Origin of the sequence: Megasphaera massiliensis (assembly GCF_000455225.1) — a bacterium.
Classification (GTDB): Bacteria; Bacillota; Negativicutes; order Veillonellales; family Megasphaeraceae; genus Megasphaera; species Megasphaera massiliensis.
Genome location: NZ_HF954536.1, coordinates 91,326 through 105,793, shown reverse-complemented (window position 1 = coordinate 105,793; position 14,468 = coordinate 91,326). Strand labels below are relative to the sequence as shown.

At 50.1% G+C, this 14,468-nt stretch carries 14 protein-coding genes; 7 read left to right on the top strand and 7 right to left on the bottom strand.

The features are described 5' to 3' along the window. Positions 1-37: 37 nt before the first annotated feature. Positions 38-1,444: a sodium:solute symporter family protein gene (locus TX77_RS03280; RefSeq protein ID WP_044503402.1), complete on the bottom strand. Its 1,407-nt coding sequence runs from the start codon at positions 1,442-1,444 to the stop codon at positions 38-40. A 447-nt stretch (positions 1,445-1,891) separates the two neighbouring features. On the opposite strand from TX77_RS03280, the gene TX77_RS03275 reads away from it, so the two are divergent. The 6 genes from TX77_RS03275 to TX77_RS03250 all read left to right on the top strand — a co-directional run bounded on the left by TX77_RS03275 (position 1,892) and on the right by TX77_RS03250 (position 6,688). Then, complete coding sequence (locus TX77_RS03275) at positions 1,892-2,854, top strand: bile acid:sodium symporter family protein (RefSeq protein WP_081651687.1); 963 nt, start codon at positions 1,892-1,894, stop codon at positions 2,852-2,854. A 26-nt stretch (positions 2,855-2,880) separates the two neighbouring features. Beyond that, positions 2,881-3,726, top strand: coding sequence for a pantoate--beta-alanine ligase (panC, locus tag TX77_RS03270; RefSeq protein WP_044503401.1), 846 nt, complete (start codon positions 2,881-2,883; stop codon positions 3,724-3,726). 104 nt (positions 3,727-3,830) lie between these two features. Next, the gene (locus tag TX77_RS03265; RefSeq protein WP_044503400.1) at positions 3,831-4,046 is read left to right on the top strand and encodes a hypothetical protein; all 216 of its coding nucleotides are present in this window, start codon (positions 3,831-3,833) and stop codon (positions 4,044-4,046) included. A 28-nt stretch (positions 4,047-4,074) separates the two neighbouring features. Then, complete coding sequence (locus TX77_RS03260) at positions 4,075-4,713, top strand: DUF6803 family protein (protein ID WP_044503399.1); 639 nt, start codon at positions 4,075-4,077, stop codon at positions 4,711-4,713. Positions 4,714-4,839: 126 nt separating this feature from the next. After that, positions 4,840-5,547 carry a response regulator transcription factor gene (locus tag TX77_RS03255; protein ID WP_044503398.1) on the top strand — a complete coding sequence of 236 codons (708 nt, stop codon included), beginning with the start codon at positions 4,840-4,842 and terminating at the stop codon, positions 5,545-5,547. Beyond that, a complete protein-coding gene (locus TX77_RS03250; protein WP_044503397.1) occupies positions 5,534-6,688 on the top strand; it encodes a sensor histidine kinase in 1,155 nt (384 codons plus the stop codon). Before TX77_RS03255 ends, TX77_RS03250 begins: the two co-directional genes overlap by 14 nt. Before the next feature lie 73 nt (positions 6,689-6,761). On the opposite strand, the gene TX77_RS03245 is transcribed toward TX77_RS03250, so the two are convergent. From TX77_RS03245 to TX77_RS03220, 6 genes are all read right to left on the bottom strand, one after another. Beyond that, complete coding sequence (locus TX77_RS03245; RefSeq protein ID WP_044503396.1) at positions 6,762-9,434, bottom strand: heavy metal translocating P-type ATPase; 2,673 nt, start codon at positions 9,432-9,434, stop codon at positions 6,762-6,764. Positions 9,435-9,447: 13 nt separating this feature from the next. Then, entirely contained in the window at positions 9,448-9,768 is a 321-nt protein-coding gene (locus TX77_RS03240; RefSeq protein WP_044503395.1) for a metal-sensing transcriptional repressor, read from the bottom strand. Between the two features lie 203 nt (positions 9,769-9,971). Then, a complete protein-coding gene (locus tag TX77_RS03235; protein WP_044503394.1) occupies positions 9,972-10,400 on the bottom strand; it encodes an OmpH/Skp family outer membrane protein in 429 nt (142 codons plus the stop codon). A gap of 106 nt (positions 10,401-10,506) precedes the next feature. Then, the gene (locus TX77_RS03230) at positions 10,507-10,917 is read right to left on the bottom strand and encodes a GerW family sporulation protein (protein WP_044503393.1); all 411 of its coding nucleotides are present in this window, start codon (positions 10,915-10,917) and stop codon (positions 10,507-10,509) included. Then, the gene (locus tag TX77_RS03225) at positions 10,910-11,686 is read right to left on the bottom strand and encodes a hypothetical protein (protein WP_044503392.1); all 777 of its coding nucleotides are present in this window, start codon (positions 11,684-11,686) and stop codon (positions 10,910-10,912) included. Before TX77_RS03225 ends, TX77_RS03230 begins: the two co-directional genes overlap by 8 nt. 89 nt (positions 11,687-11,775) lie before the next feature. After that, positions 11,776-12,879: an NADH:flavin oxidoreductase gene (locus tag TX77_RS03220; protein ID WP_044503391.1), complete on the bottom strand. Its 1,104-nt coding sequence runs from the start codon at positions 12,877-12,879 to the stop codon at positions 11,776-11,778. 284 nt (positions 12,880-13,163) lie between these two features. On the opposite strand from TX77_RS03220, the gene TX77_RS03215 reads away from it, so the two are divergent. Beyond that, positions 13,164-14,447 (top strand): adenylosuccinate synthase, encoded by a 1,284-nt coding sequence (locus tag TX77_RS03215; RefSeq protein WP_044503390.1) that lies wholly within the window; start codon positions 13,164-13,166, stop codon positions 14,445-14,447. The last annotated feature ends 21 nt before the right edge of the window (positions 14,448-14,468 follow it).

The window sequence follows — 14,468 nt, the reverse complement described above, 5'->3', positions numbered from 1 at the left end:
TTTCATGGATACCGTGCGTTTTTGCAGGATATGTCATTTAACTTTTCAGTTCAGGCATTTTGATGGGTGTCTTATCGACGAGGCGGACAATCAGCAAGGTGATGATACAGATGACCCATTCAAAGTAGATGACATGGGGCAGCAGGCGGACAGCCGGGCATAACTGCCAGAGAATTAGGCCGGCGATGCCAACCAAAGTCGTCCAAAAGGCCGTGTTTTTACGGCACAGGGACGGGGCGAAGAGGGTGCACAGGAATACCAAGGTAAAGGCTGTCGTAAGGCTCAGGCCAATGAGCATAACCTTTACGATGCCGACGGCATAGAAGGCCATCAGCAGGGTGATGGCGCCAATGATGACGATGATCAGGCGGTTGGCTTTGACGTAGGTCATGTCCGACATATTCGGCTTGATAAAACGTTTAAACACGTCCTGAGAGATGAGCGTGCCGGCGCCGAGGAGGATGGTGCAGGCCGTCGATACGTCAGCGGCCCAAAGGGCGGCTAAGGTCATCCCGGAAGAGAAAGGATCGAGGCTCATGATGATTTGCGGCAGGGCCAGGGTCGGATTGATATCGGGGAACTGGGCCTTGGCAGCCAGGCCTAAGATGGCCGATAAGAAGCCGATAGGGAAGATGAGCAGGCCGCCGAGAATAAATCCTTTACGGGCTTCTTTGGCGCTTTTGGCACCGCAGGCGATCTGTACCGGCCCTTGGGCGGTGATGGCCTGGGTGGTCATGACGATGATCCAGCCCATGAGGACGGCGAAGGACAGGCCGCCCATGGGAGAGAACCAGTTGAAGTCCGCTGCCGGAAGCGCTGCGTTGATGCCGCTGATGCCGCCGTCACGGATGAGGATGCGAATTAGGGAATAGATGATGCCAAGGTAAATGACGGTAACGCTTAAGATATTGGACAGGCCCGACGACCACAGGCCTCCGATGGCCGTGATGCCGACGAAGACGATGGCGCTGGTAATCATGCCGCCCTGCATGGAAAAGATATCCGGCATGAGGGCGTGCAGGATGGAGCCGCCGGCGACGTACTGCAGGGACGTGATGCAGAGCATGATGAGAGACAAGCCGATGACGCTGATGATGCGGGCTTTTTTATCATAGCTCCGTTCAAAGAGTTCGGGAATGGTCGTACAGTTCAGCGAACGGTATTTGCCGGCAGCGACGAAGCCCATGACGATGGCCCCGATAGCCCAGGCGGCATTGTACCAGCCGGCGGCCAAGCCGATTTTTACGGCACTTTCAGCGACGCCGACGGTGGAAGCTGCGCCTACGGCCATACCGGTAATACTGACGGCGACCAAGCCGGTCGAAAACTTACGGCCGGCAAAGAGGTATTCCGTCGGATTTTGGCTGGCCCGATGTTTGACATACATGGAGATGGCAAATAATAAGATGATGTATAAGATGACAATAGCAAGTTGAATCGACATATTCCTGGTATCTCCCTTTTTGTTTATTTTGCAACATTGGTTCCTTACAATGGAACAACATGTGACAAGAATTGGTAATATTATAGGATAAAATGATGAAAAATACAAGGAGTTTATGGACGGATCGCCTATTTTTTCTGATTTTGTGAGGACCATTGCATGAGGCGCATAAATATGGTATGATACGGCCGAGGCAAAAGATAGCATCACGCAATGTGAGTTATACTTTTTTTATGTCTACTATCGAGTCATTATCTGCTTGGATCTGATTCAGACCGAGACAGGAAGGATTGCTCATCATGTTACGGCAAGGGCTGGCGGCGCATTATTTTACGATCTGTCCCCGGGCCAAGTGACGTTTGCAGATATCCATACCTTTCAGTCCGAGCTGAAAGGTATTTTTTTATGTCCTTTTGCCCCGAAACTAAGACAGGAGGTATAGATTGATTGAAAAAGTGTTGTGATTTTCTGGTCAGCCATATGGCCGTCTTCGTCGTCCTCATCGGCGTTGTCGGAGCGCTGTGGCCGTGGACGCTGAAGTGGGCTGCTCCTTATGTCGGCTGGCTCTTGGGCATCGTCATGTTCGGCATGGGCATGACCTTGACCGTCGCGGACTTTAAGACCGTTTTTAAGCGGCCTTGGGAAGTCCTTATCGGCATCTTTGCGCAGTTCCTGATCATGCCTTTCGTGGCTTGGGGCCTGGTCCGTATCTTTGCCCTGCCGCCGGAACTGGCTATCGGCGTCATCTTGGTAGGCACCTGCCCGGGTGGGACGGCATCGAATGTCATTTCCTACCTAGCTAAGGGCGACGTAGCCCTGTCGGTATCGATGACCATGGCAACGACCTTGTTGGCTCCCATCGTTACGCCGGCTTTGACTTGGCTTTTGGCGGGCGCATGGATCCATGTTTCTTTCTTGTCGATGATGCTTTCCATTGTCCAGATGGTCCTGGTTCCGGTGCTGCTCGGCTTAGGGGTTAACCATTTCTTTGCCCGCGGCGTCGAACGGATTCTTCCGGCCATGCCCGTCGTTTCCGTAGTCACCATCGTCATTCTCGTAGGCTGCGTCGTATCCCTCAGTGCATCTCGCCTTTTCGATGTCGGCCTCTTAATGGCTGTCATCGTCGTCCTGCACAACGTCTTCGGACTGACCCTCGGCTACCTCATGGCCAAACTGTTCCGCCTCGATTCGAAAAAATCCCGGACCGTCGCTATCGAAGTGGGCATGCAAAATTCCGGAATGGCAGCGTCCTTGGCGGTCTTGTACTTTAATCCGGCAGCGGCTATTCCCGGTGCTATTTTCAGTGTCTGGCACAATATTTCCGGATCCCTCATTGCCAACTACTTCTCTCGCCGCGATGAAAAGAGAGGCGCCGTTTGTGTTAAGGAATCGACGGCCCACGTGGCATAATCTATTTTATAAAGGAGTTTATTATCATGAAAATTTTCCGTACTGTCAAAGAAATGCAGGCATTTTCTCGTGAACAAAAGAAGGCCGGCAAGGTCATCGGACTGGTCCCGACTATGGGTGCCCTCCATGAAGGGCATTTGACGCTGATGCGGACGGCGAAAGCCGCCTGTGATGTCGTCGTCGCTTCGGTTTTCGTCAATCCGACCCAGTTCGGCCCCAACGAAGACTACGACGCCTATCCGCGCCGCTTTGAAGAAGACTGCCGGAAACTGGAAAGCGTCGGCGTCGATGCCGTCTTCCATCCGGAACCGTCGGAAATGTACCCCAAGGGTTACTGCACGTACGTCAATGTCGACGGCGATATTACCCATAAGCTCTGCGGTGCCCAGCGGCCCATCCATTTCCGCGGTGTGGCAACGGTCGTCACCAAGCTGATCAATATTACCGGCGCCGATGAAGCTTTCTTTGGCCAAAAAGATGCCCAGCAGGTCGTCGTCGTCCGCCGTTTCGTCAGTGACCTTAACCTGCCCGTCCATATCAATATGGTCCCCATCGTCCGTGAAGACAGCGGTCTGGCTCGGAGTTCGCGCAATGCTTATATGTCCGACACTGAAAAAGAAGCAGCCCTGGTCCTCTCGCGCAGCCTGAGAAAAGCTGAGACGGCTTATGACGGCGGCGAAAAAGATGTAGAAAAGCTGAAAGCCATTGTTACGTCTGAAATTGAAGCCGAACCGATGGCTTCCATCGATTATGTCGATCTCTTTTCCTTCCCTGACTTGGAACCGATCCAAACGGTTTCCGACGAAAGCCTTTTGGCCATTGCCGTCCGCATCGGTAAGACCCGCCTCATCGACAATATCATCTTAAAATAGTAAATCTTTATATTTTCTTGACATTTCCTCCATATCTTTTTCGCACCATTTTGGTATACTCTAACCATAGAAATGATGATGATTTTCTTTAGGAGGTTATATCTATGAAAAAGAAGGTACTGCTTATCGTAGCTGCTCTTTCCGTTATGGCAGGATTCTCTGCTTTTGCAGCCAATTCATATTCAGACCAGAATGATTCTTCTTATTACAACAATGGTTATTACTGTCACGGCAATGGCTACTACAGTGACAATGGCGATGGCTACGACGACGGCTATTGCCATGGCCCGTACATGGGCCACCATGGCTATCAGAGATAATCATTTGTTTTAAAAGGGGGAAGTTAATATGGTAATGACTCATTACATGGAGCTCTTGTCGCTTCATTCACCGTGGTTTTTGATTCTCTTCATGCTGGTGCCGATGGTATTGGCAGAAACGATTTTGGCATCGGGTGCCTTTTCCTTGCTGTATAAGGATCATCGCAGCGAAAAATGGGACAGCCTGAGCCACATCTGCGGTATTATTCTCGGGGTATTCTTCATCATTGCGACGGTATATATCGTCACGTCTTACGTTCCGACCATTCAGTGGCGCGGTCCTATCGACATGGTTTCGATTTGGGCTTACGTCCTCGGCGTCATTCCTGCCGTTTTGATTCTCTTGCAGGAATTGGGGATTATCTTCAAGAACCAGGATTCTACGTCTAAGATCAAGAATCATATCGTGCTCATGATCCTCTTCGTTCTGTTCACCCACTTGGCGATGGTCTTTGGGATGGCAGATCCGAAACTGGCCGGCTACGTTCCGACGCAGCAGGAAATGCAGATGCATGACAACATGCAGATGGACATGAATATGCCTATGGATCACAGCCAGATGAACCATGACCAGATGAATCACGACCAGATGAGTAATGGTCAGATGAACCACGATCAGATGGGTCATGACCAGATGAGTCACGATCAGATGGATTCGAATAAATAAGATTTCGTGTATTTTCAATCATAAGAATGGACTGCTTCTTCGGAGGCAGTCTTTTTTTGATGGGGTCGCTCCTATAGAGGCCATATGGTACAATAGAAACAAAGAAATTTTTGGAGGTGAGCCTTTTTGCGTACCAATTCCATTCTCATCGTCGATGACGATGAAAAGCTTTGTGCCTTGCTCCGATCCTATTTTGAAGAGGAGCGGTTTGTCGTGTACATCGCTCATGACGGCTTGGAGGCCTTGAATATTTTGCGGAACCAAAAGCCGCAGATCATGCTGCTCGATTTGATGATGCCCGGCATGGACGGGTTTGAAGTCTGCCGTAGGACGCGGCAGTTCAGTGATATACCGATTATTTTTCTGTCGGCAAAAGATGATGAAACGGATCGTTTGGTAGGGCTTAATATCGGCGGTGATGACTATGTGACCAAGCCTTTTCACGTTAAGGAAATCATTGCCCGGGTCTACAGCCTATTGCGCCGCACTCGGGGCGAGGTCCTGCAGCAGCCGACGTCGTACATGATTCGCGATTTGGTCATCGATAAAGAGAAGTTCACTGTTCTTCGAAACGGCCAGCCTATCGTACTGACGCCGACGGAATTTAATCTCTTAGACGTGTTGTCAGCGTCTCCGGACCGCGTCTTCAGCCGCATGCAGCTCATGGATAAGATACAGGGAGGATACAGCTTTGAGGGCTATGAGCGGACTATCGATACGCACATCCGCAATCTGCGCAAAAAGCTGGAGCCCAATCCGGCCGAACCTACGTATATCTTGACCGTGTACGGCATCGGCTATAAATTTGTAGGAGGCAGCCATGAAGAGGTCTGACAGCATCGTGATTCGTCTGACAGCCTTAGTCTTTATTCTGCTGCTTTTGACGATTGCTATCTTGCTCATTTTAGTCAATAATCAGATGAATAACCATTTTTCCCAATACCTGACCAATATGTCTCATATGATGGGCAATGCCCAGAACGGCATGGGAATGGGCATGAGCGGTATGCACGGATCGATGCACGGGCCGGCAGAGAGTACTTATATTTCTGCTGTCCACCAGTCCTTGCTGTGGGTCGGCTTGGGCATGATTGGCGTCAGTGTCATCGTCAGTTATTTTGTCGTCCGGGAAATCATGCGTCCCTTGTCGACCCTGACCGGTGCCGTCCAAAACATCAGGACCGGAAACTATGGTCAAACGGTATCTGTGGAACGCCACGATGAGGTCGGTGTCTTGACGGAGTCTTTTAATAAGATGTCGGAAGAACTGGCACGGAACGATAAGATGCGGCGCCAGTTGTTTGCCAACATTGCTCATGAACTGCGGACTCCTCTGGCCATTCTCCAGGGGAATTTAGAAGGCATGATCGATGATATTATTCCCACGGATAAAAAAATACTCTTGTCTATGGCCGATGAGACGGTGCGCATGGGGCGCCTTATTCAGGATCTTCGGGACCTGTCCTTGGCAGAAATCGATGAATTGACCCTCCATAAGGAGCCGGCCGATATCAATACGATGTTAGAACGGGCGGTCAGTATGCTTCAGCCTTTATGTGAGGAAAAATCGCTGACAGTTCGACAAAACCTAAGTCGTGATCTGCCGTCTCTTGTCATCGACGTCGATCGCATCAATCAGGTCATTTATAATTTACTGAACAATGCCATCCGCTATATCGACAAGGGCTGTACGATTACCGTTTCAACCATGAAGGTTGCCGTAGAGGGGAAAACCTATGCTCAGGTACAGGTTGCCGATACGGGAAAGGGGATTGCTCCGGAAGATTTGAATCATATTTTTCAATACTTCTATCGCAGTGAGCAGTCACGGAATCGAAAAAGTGGCGGAAGCGGCATTGGCCTCGCATTGGCACAGCAGTTTATCCGCAGTCACGGCGGCAACATCTGGGCTGACAGTACGGTCGGCAAGGGAACGACCTTTACCTTTATTCTCCCCCTTAAGGCCAAAATCTAGGGCAAACATTAAGTCTGTTAAGCAGAAAAAGGGCTCATCCGAAAAATCGGATGAGCCCTTTCCTATAGTTCGATTATTTTACTAATTCATAGCCTGCGTCGGCAATGACCTTAGCAAAATCTTCCATGGGAATATCTTTGCTGAGGGTGACGTCGGCTTTTTTACCTTCCAAGTCAACCGTAACAGCGGTGACGCCGTCCATAGCGGACAATGCTTCATGTACGTGATTCTGGCAGTGTTGGCACATCATGCCTTCGATTTTCAGTGTTTTTTCCATCGTTTCATCATTTCCTTTCTTAGGTTCGTTAGAAACTTTTCCTGTATCTTCAGCAGTTTTATCTGCGGAAACGGAGGTTGTGGCTGCTTCGACCGCTTTTGATTCAGCGGCGGTAACAGCAGGCTGGGATTTATCGGTACGTGTTTCACGTGAAACACGGGAGCTGTGCGTCGTTTGGAAGAAACGCAGGCGCAGGGCGTTCATGCAGACGGTAAAGCTTGAGAGACTCATGGCTGCGGCGCCAATCATGGGGCTGAGGCGGATGCCGAAGGCCGGATAGAGGAGGCCGGCGGCCAAGGGAATGCAGATGACGTTGTAGAAGAACGCCCAGAACAGGTTTTCCTTAATGTTCTTGATGACGGCTTTACTGAGGCGGATGGCGCTGACGGCGTCGAGAAGGTCGCTGCGCATGAGGACTGCGTCAGCGCTTTCGATGGCGACGTCTGTGCCGGCACCGATGGCCATGCCCAAATCGGCTTTAGCAAGGGCCGGAGCGTCGTTTATGCCGTCGCCGATCATGGCGACTTTATGGCCTTTCGCCTGGAGGGCGGCAATGTGTTTTTCTTTATCCTGAGGCAGGACACCGGCGATGACCTGAGGAATGTTGAGACGCTGGCGAATGGCTTCAGCCGTGCGCTGGTTGTCCCCGGTCAGCATGACGACGTTGATGCCCATTTTGGCAAAGTCGGCAATGGCTTCGGCACTCGTTTCTTTTTCGACGTCGGCGACGGCGATGATGCCGATAACTTCTTTTTCATCGGCAAAGAGGAGCGGCGTCTTGCCGTCGTCGGCCAGGGTGTTGAGGGTTGCCGTAATGGCTGTCGTATCGATGTGGACTTCATCCATGAGGCGGATGTTGCCGGCGTAATAGGTTTTTCCGTCGATGACGGCTTGGACACCGCGGCCGAAGAGAGCCTTAAAATCACTGGCGGTTTTCCCTGTGAGGCTGTGATCGGCAGCATAGGTATTGATAGCTTCGGCCAAGGGGTGTTCACTGCCTTTTTCGAGGGCGGCAGCGAGGCTGACTAATTGATCGTCACTGCCCTTAAAGGAGATAATATCCGTAACTTTCGGGCGACCTTCGGTAATGGTACCGGTTTTATCCATGACGACGGTATCGATGGCATGGGCCGTTTCTAAGGCTTCGCCGGACTTGATGAGGATCCCGTTTTCAGCGCCTTTACCGGTACCGACCATGATGGCCACCGGTGTTGCCAGGCCCAGGGCGCAGGGGCAGGAAATAACCAGGACGGCAATGGCTGTCGAGAAGGCGAATTCAGCGCTGAAGCCTAAGACGAAATACCATACGATACCGGTTACTAGAGCGATGGCGATGACGGCCGGTACGAAGTAACCGGAAATGGTGTCGGCCAGTTTGGCAATAGGAGCCTTGCTGGCACTGGCTTCGTCGACGAGTTTGATGATTTGGCTGATCGTCGTGTCGGAGCCGACGCGCTGGGCTTTGATGTGGATGAAGCCCGTTTTATTGATCGTAGCCGACGTAACCTTGTCGCCGGCCTGTTTTTCGACAGGGATGCTTTCACCGGTAATGGCCGATTCGTCGACGCTCGTCGAGCCTTCCGAAATGATCCCGTCAGCGGGGATGCTTTCGCCCGGGCGGATGACGATTTCATCGCCGACGACTAATTCTTCGACGGGAATGACCGTTTCGATTCCGTTACGAAGGACCGTCGCCTGTTTCGGTGCCAGATCCATCAGTTTTTCGATGGCCGTGCTGGTCTTGCCTTTGGCGCGGGCTTCCAGGTATTTGCCGATGTCGATGAGGGTGACGATCATACCGGCCGATTCAAAGTACAGGTTCATGCTGTATTGAGAGACCAGTGCTAAATCGCCGTGGCCGAGGCCCCAGCTCATGCGGAAAATGGCGAAGACGCCGTAGAGGGCAGCAGCCATCGAGCCTAAACCTACCAGGCTGTCCATGTTCGGCGCCCCTTCAAAGAGGTTGCGGAAACCGTTGATATAGTACTTGCGGTTCAGGTACAGGATGGGAAGGATTAATAAGAACTGGGTAAATGCAAAGGTAATGGCGTTTTGCGGCCCATGAAATATGTAGTGCATAAAATTCGGAATAGGAAGACCGAACCATTCATTGAACATATGATACATCGAAATGTACATGACCGGGATCAAGAAGATGATGGATCCGATGAGACGCTGCTTCATGGACTTCATTTCTTCTTTTGCTAAATCGGAGGCGCTCTTCTGCGGCGCTCCGGATGAGGCGGAACTTCCCGTATCGGCCGGGCTGGCACCGTAGCCGGCATCGACGACGGCTTTGATGATATCTTGCTGGCTGACGACGTTTTCGTCGTAGTCGGCCTGCATGCTGTTGGTCAAGAGGTTGACGCTGGCTTTATCGATGCCGTCCAGCTTATTGACTGCTTTTTCAACACGCGTTGAGCAGGCAGAGCAGCTCATGCCGGTAATGGTAAATTTTTCGTGTTTCACTAGGCTCACTCCTTTATTTCATGAGTTTTTGCAAGGCTCCGACGAGTTCATCGACGACTTCGTCTTTGCCATCGCGAATATCATCGACGACGCATCCCTTGATATGCTGACCTAAGAGCTCTTTATTAAAGGCATTCAATGCCGATTGGATGGCACTGACTTGAGTCAGGATATCGATACAGTAGCGGTCGTCTTCCAACATGTTTCTCACGCCTCGGACCTGGCCTTCGATACGGTTCAGCCGCGATACGAGAGATTTATACTCTTTGCCCTCTTTGCTGCGGTACTTATGTTTTTCAGAATTGCAGCAGGGACAGACATCTTTTTCTTCCATAGTATTGGTTCCCTCCTTAGATACCCCCTTGGGGTACATTGTTATGATATACCCAATGGGGGTATATGTCAAGAGTGAGTGTGGGATTTTGATATATTTTTACAAAAAGGTTGGAAAAGGGCTTTGTTATAGCTTCTATAGGCACGAAGAAGGCACAAAAAAAGACTGCCACGAAGGTGACAGTCTTTGGAAAATCGATGATTTTATTTTAACAAGGCTTTGACGGCATCCGTTTCGTCGGTAGCATTTTCAGCACCGGCGATGATAGCTCCCTGAGCGACGATGCTGTCGAGGCCTTTTTCTTTGCGGACCTGTTCAACTTTAGAGACGACGTCTTTTTCAATCGGAACGACGAGTTTCGTTTCAAGCTGGCTGAGGTTCTGTGCCAATTCACGGCCGAGGTTCTGTCTTTCCTGATCGGTCTTCAGTTTCGGGGCCTGTTTAGAGAACTTGTCGTTAGCGTCTTTAATAGCCGACTGCATCTGAGCGCTGACTTTCGGGAAGTCTTTGTGCGCCTGAACGAGGGCGTCGAAATTAACGTAACCGACACCGGCAGCAAAGGCTGACGATGCAGCTGCAAGACTCATCATACCCATAACGGCGAGAGATGCCAATTGTTTTTTTAATTTCATAATTTATTCCTCCTATACCGCGGTGCGGTTCAAATACTAAATATGATTACTATTATATTATAACAAATTTAGTTAAGAATTACAATAATGAGCAAAAGAGCTAAGCTTATTTTTCCTCTTTTTCAGGGGATTCATCTTCTGCATCGTCGTGGATATAAATATATTTATCCTTCTTCATCTTGTCGATGATTTCCGGTGCCATGGCGATGAGCTTTTCAAAGGCCGAGGCCTGATAGCCGCCTTTTTTGATGGAGAACATTTCGACGCGGTCGCCTTTGATTACCAGGATAGCTGCCGGTTCGAGTCTGGCTCCACCGCCGCTGCCGATACTGTCGCGGCCGTTGTCGGTCTTACCGTTCAGTCCGCCGGTACCAAAACCGAAGGTGACGTCGACGAAAGGAACCAAGATGGCATCGCCGATGTGGACTGCCTGGCCGACGACGGTTTCGACTTTGATCATTTCTCTGAAACTTTCAAAAATTTGCTCTAAATTGTTTTTGATATTCGAGTTATCCATAGCGCGTCTCCTTATTCACAGCAAACCAATGAGTTATTATATGGCGTACAGGTCGCGACAAGGCAAACATCAAGGTGAACAAGAGGAGCATTGCCGGATAGAGGCGACCTGAAGCATAGGCGGTGCAGTCATATTGTTCTTCCAAAAAGTTGAAGTGAAGGTTTTCGAGATTTCCGGGACAATAGGCGTATAGTGCGCCGGCTAAGAAACCGGTTTTATGCGGAGCCGGAAGGCCTAGGATTCCGCATAAGGACAGGTGACGAATTTGACCGTGACCGATGAGGCGGGACAGCCAAGTGAAAAGAGCGGCTAAGAAGTCGGTGTTGACGATGAGGGGAATCCACTCTCCGAGGCTGTCCTTCTTCTTTTCAGGAGGGTCCTTGCCGGCTTCCTTGTCAGGTTCTTTTTCAACCTCTTTTTTAACTGCCTTTTCGACTTCTTTTTCGATATCTTCCATAGGCGGAAGCGTCTCATCTGCTGTTTTTCGGATTTCCTCAGCTGGAGGCGGTTTTTCCCGGGATTCTTCCATCGGGGTTGACTCTTTTTCCGAGGGCAGGCTGTCCTTTTTTCCGAGGATATAGAGTTCATCCTTAAATTCTTCACCTACGGTATAGGACCAGGATTTTCGAATCAGCTGTCGTCCCCAACCGGCACTGAAGGCCAAGTGGAAGGGCGGGCCGATATGGACTTTGATTTCATAAGTGACAGGCAGACATAAAATGAGCAGGATCGTGCTGAATAGTATGACGGCAATGGCGATAAGCGTCATGACCAGCCCTCCTCTTCCATGCGTACAAAATCAACACGTAGCGAATCTCTTTATTTCAGTATAGAATCTCAGACTTCTTGATTTTCTTTTTACCGCTTATTGAAGATGCAGTCGACGTTTTCAGCACCGAAGCAGCGCGAACAGGAAATGCATAAGGACGGCTCGGTATCGCCTTCGCGCCACCGTTTGGGAAGATCCGGCTGACGCAGGAAGGGGCGGCTCATGGAAATAAAGGCCAAATCCGTTTCACTAAGGGCCTGTTCCATTTCTTCGGCACTGCGGAAGCCGCCGACGACGCCGATATCGATTTTACCTTTTAATAAGGAAGCGGCTTCGGCAGCATAGTTTTTAAAATACATCGGTTCTTTCGTGCGCTTAATGGCCCGGATCGGCCCTTTGCGCGGAAGGGACGATGTATTGCCTCCGCTGACTTCGATGGCGTCGACACCTTCTTCAGCAAGCCAGGTCATGACCTGTTTGCTTTCTTCAAAGGTCAGGCTGCCGTCTTTCATGAAGTCGGCACAGTTCAGCTTGACCCAAATGGGGTAGTCCGGACCGACGGATTTTCTCATAGCCGCAATGGCTTCTAAGAGGAAGCGGGCCCGGTTTTCTAAGCTGCCGCCGTATTCATCGGTACGGGTATTAAAGTGGGGGGACAAGAATTTGCTGGCCAAATAACCGTGAGCCCCATGGAACTGGACGCCGTCGAAGCCGGCTTCTTGGGCTCGTTTGGCTGCCCGGGCAACGGCTTCGATCAGTTCATGAATCTGATCGATTGTCAAGGCCTTCGATTCTTGGGTCCACTTGGCGACCTTTTCGGTAACGCCGCTGGGACTGAAGATGAAGCGTTCTTCCCCTTCGGGTACTTCCGGCAGGAGGATGGCCGATCCCATGACGACGAGCTGAGCGACGACTTTACTGCCGTGGTCGTGGACGTGCTGGGTAACCTTGGCGAGGGGTTCGATGCACTGGTCATCGTCAATGCGAATCTGGCAGTGCTGCCGCGGTTCCATTTTATTGGTAGCCATCATACCGGTAATGATGATACCGGCACCGCCGTCTGCCAATTTTTCATACATTTTGGTCAGATTTTCTGTCGGCACACCGTACCTTCCCATTCCTTCAAACGTAGCAGAACGGATAATACGGCAGTTCGTTTCAATACGGCCGATGCGACAGGTATCAAATAACATAGTAAAAATCTCTCCTTGGTAATAAAAATTGAATTTCAGTTTTTTCTTTGGTATTTCCATATTATACAATATTTGTTGAAATAAGCCAATGAGTTGTTTTATCAAGTCTGTATCGAAATGTTTCTTTTTATTTTATAGGGATCCCGAGGGAAAATTTTTTTTATTCAAGCTGACATCGTAAAAAAGGGGTAAAAGCTATTGCCTTTTTAGTAGCATAACTATAAGGCCTATGGTATAATATACGTGTTTGTTAATTTTGCAATTCATGAAGGGATGTTGAATACATGGCTACAGCAATGGTAATCGGAACCCAGTGGGGCGACGAAGGAAAAGGTAAAATCGTAGATTATTTGGCCCAAAAAGCCGACGTCGTCATCCGCTCCCAAGGTGGGAATAATGCCGGCCATACGGTCGTCGTTGACGATAAGTCCTTTGCACTGCGCCTCTTGCCGTCGGGAATCCTCTTTTCCGACAAAACTTGTATCATCGGCAGCGGTGTCGTTGTTAACCCGAAAGTCCTCCTCGAAGAAATTGAAAGCATGACTTCAAAAGGCGTAACTATCAGTAAGCTGGAAATTTCTACGCGGGCACACGTCATTATGCCGTACCATGTCCGTATTGATGAAGAAGATGAAAAGCTCAAGGGCGATGCTAAAATCGGCACGACGAAAAATGGTATCGGCCCCTGCTATGCCGATAAAATCAACCGTGTCGGCATTCGCATTGGCGATCTCATGGACCGCGATGTTTTTGCGGAAAAATTGCGTAGCAATATGGAATTGAAAAATCGTCTCTTTGAAAAATATTACGGCTGCCAGGGCTTCGATTACGATGAAGTACTCCAGGAATACCTCGGTTATGCCGACCAAATCCGCCAGTATGTAAAGGATACGAACTACTCGGCTAACCTCTACGTCAGTGAAGGTAAGAAGGTCCTCTTTGAAGGGGCTCAGGCAGCTATGCTTGATTTAGACCATGGTACATATCCCTTCGTCACCAGCTCGAATCCGACGGCCGGCGGTGCCTGCACCGGTTCCGGTGTCGGTCCTCGCCGCATGGAAAATATCGTCGGTGTCGTAAAAGCCTATACGACGCGTGTCGGTGCCGGTCCGTTCCCGGCGGAACAGCTCAATGAAATCGGTGATTATCTGCGCAATACGGGTCACGAATTCGGTACCGTTACCGGTCGTCCCCGCCGCTGCGGATGGCTCGATACGGCCGTTGTAAAATACGCAGCCATGTTGAACAGCCTCGATTATTTGGCTATTACCCGCCTCGACATCCTCGACGACTTGGATACGATTAAAATCTGCACGGGATACAAATACAAGGGCCAGCAGCTGAAAGAATATCCGGCCAGCCTCGATGTCCTTGAAAACGTCGAACCGATTTATGAAGATATGCCGGGTTGGAAGACGTCGATTTCAAACTGCAAATCCTATGATGAACTGCCGGAAGCAGCCCGTCATTATGTGGAACGGATTAGCGAACTCGTCGGCGTACCTCTGGGAATCGTCTCTGTCGGTCCGAACCGCAATCAGACCATCATTCTTAAAACCATTTTTTAAGTAACTGAATTATACCATAAC

Bases quoted from the DNA above. Each gene is read 5' to 3' on its own strand.
- TX77_RS03235 (WP_044503394.1), bottom strand. From the start codon at position 10,400: ATGAAATTAAAAAAACAATTGGCATCTCTCGCCGTTATGGGTATGATG.
- panC (WP_044503401.1), top strand. From the start codon at position 2,881: ATGAAAATTTTCCGTACTGTCAAAGAAATGCAGGCATTTTCTCGTGAA.
- TX77_RS03280 (WP_044503402.1), bottom strand. From the start codon at position 1,444: ATGTCGATTCAACTTGCTATTGTCATCTTATACATCATCTTATTATTT.
- TX77_RS03225 (WP_044503392.1), bottom strand. From the start codon at position 11,686: ATGACGCTTATCGCCATTGCCGTCATACTATTCAGCACGATCCTGCTC.
- TX77_RS03265 (WP_044503400.1), top strand. From the start codon at position 3,831: ATGAAAAAGAAGGTACTGCTTATCGTAGCTGCTCTTTCCGTTATGGCA.
- TX77_RS03260 (WP_044503399.1), top strand. From the start codon at position 4,075: ATGGTAATGACTCATTACATGGAGCTCTTGTCGCTTCATTCACCGTGG.
- TX77_RS03230 (WP_044503393.1), bottom strand. From the start codon at position 10,917: ATGGATAACTCGAATATCAAAAACAATTTAGAGCAAATTTTTGAAAGT.
- TX77_RS03250 (WP_044503397.1), top strand. From the start codon at position 5,534: ATGAAGAGGTCTGACAGCATCGTGATTCGTCTGACAGCCTTAGTCTTT.
- TX77_RS03215 (WP_044503390.1), top strand. From the start codon at position 13,164: ATGGCTACAGCAATGGTAATCGGAACCCAGTGGGGCGACGAAGGAAAA.
- TX77_RS03220 (WP_044503391.1), bottom strand. From the start codon at position 12,879: ATGTTATTTGATACCTGTCGCATCGGCCGTATTGAAACGAACTGCCGT.
- TX77_RS03240 (WP_044503395.1), bottom strand. From the start codon at position 9,768: ATGGAAGAAAAAGATGTCTGTCCCTGCTGCAATTCTGAAAAACATAAG.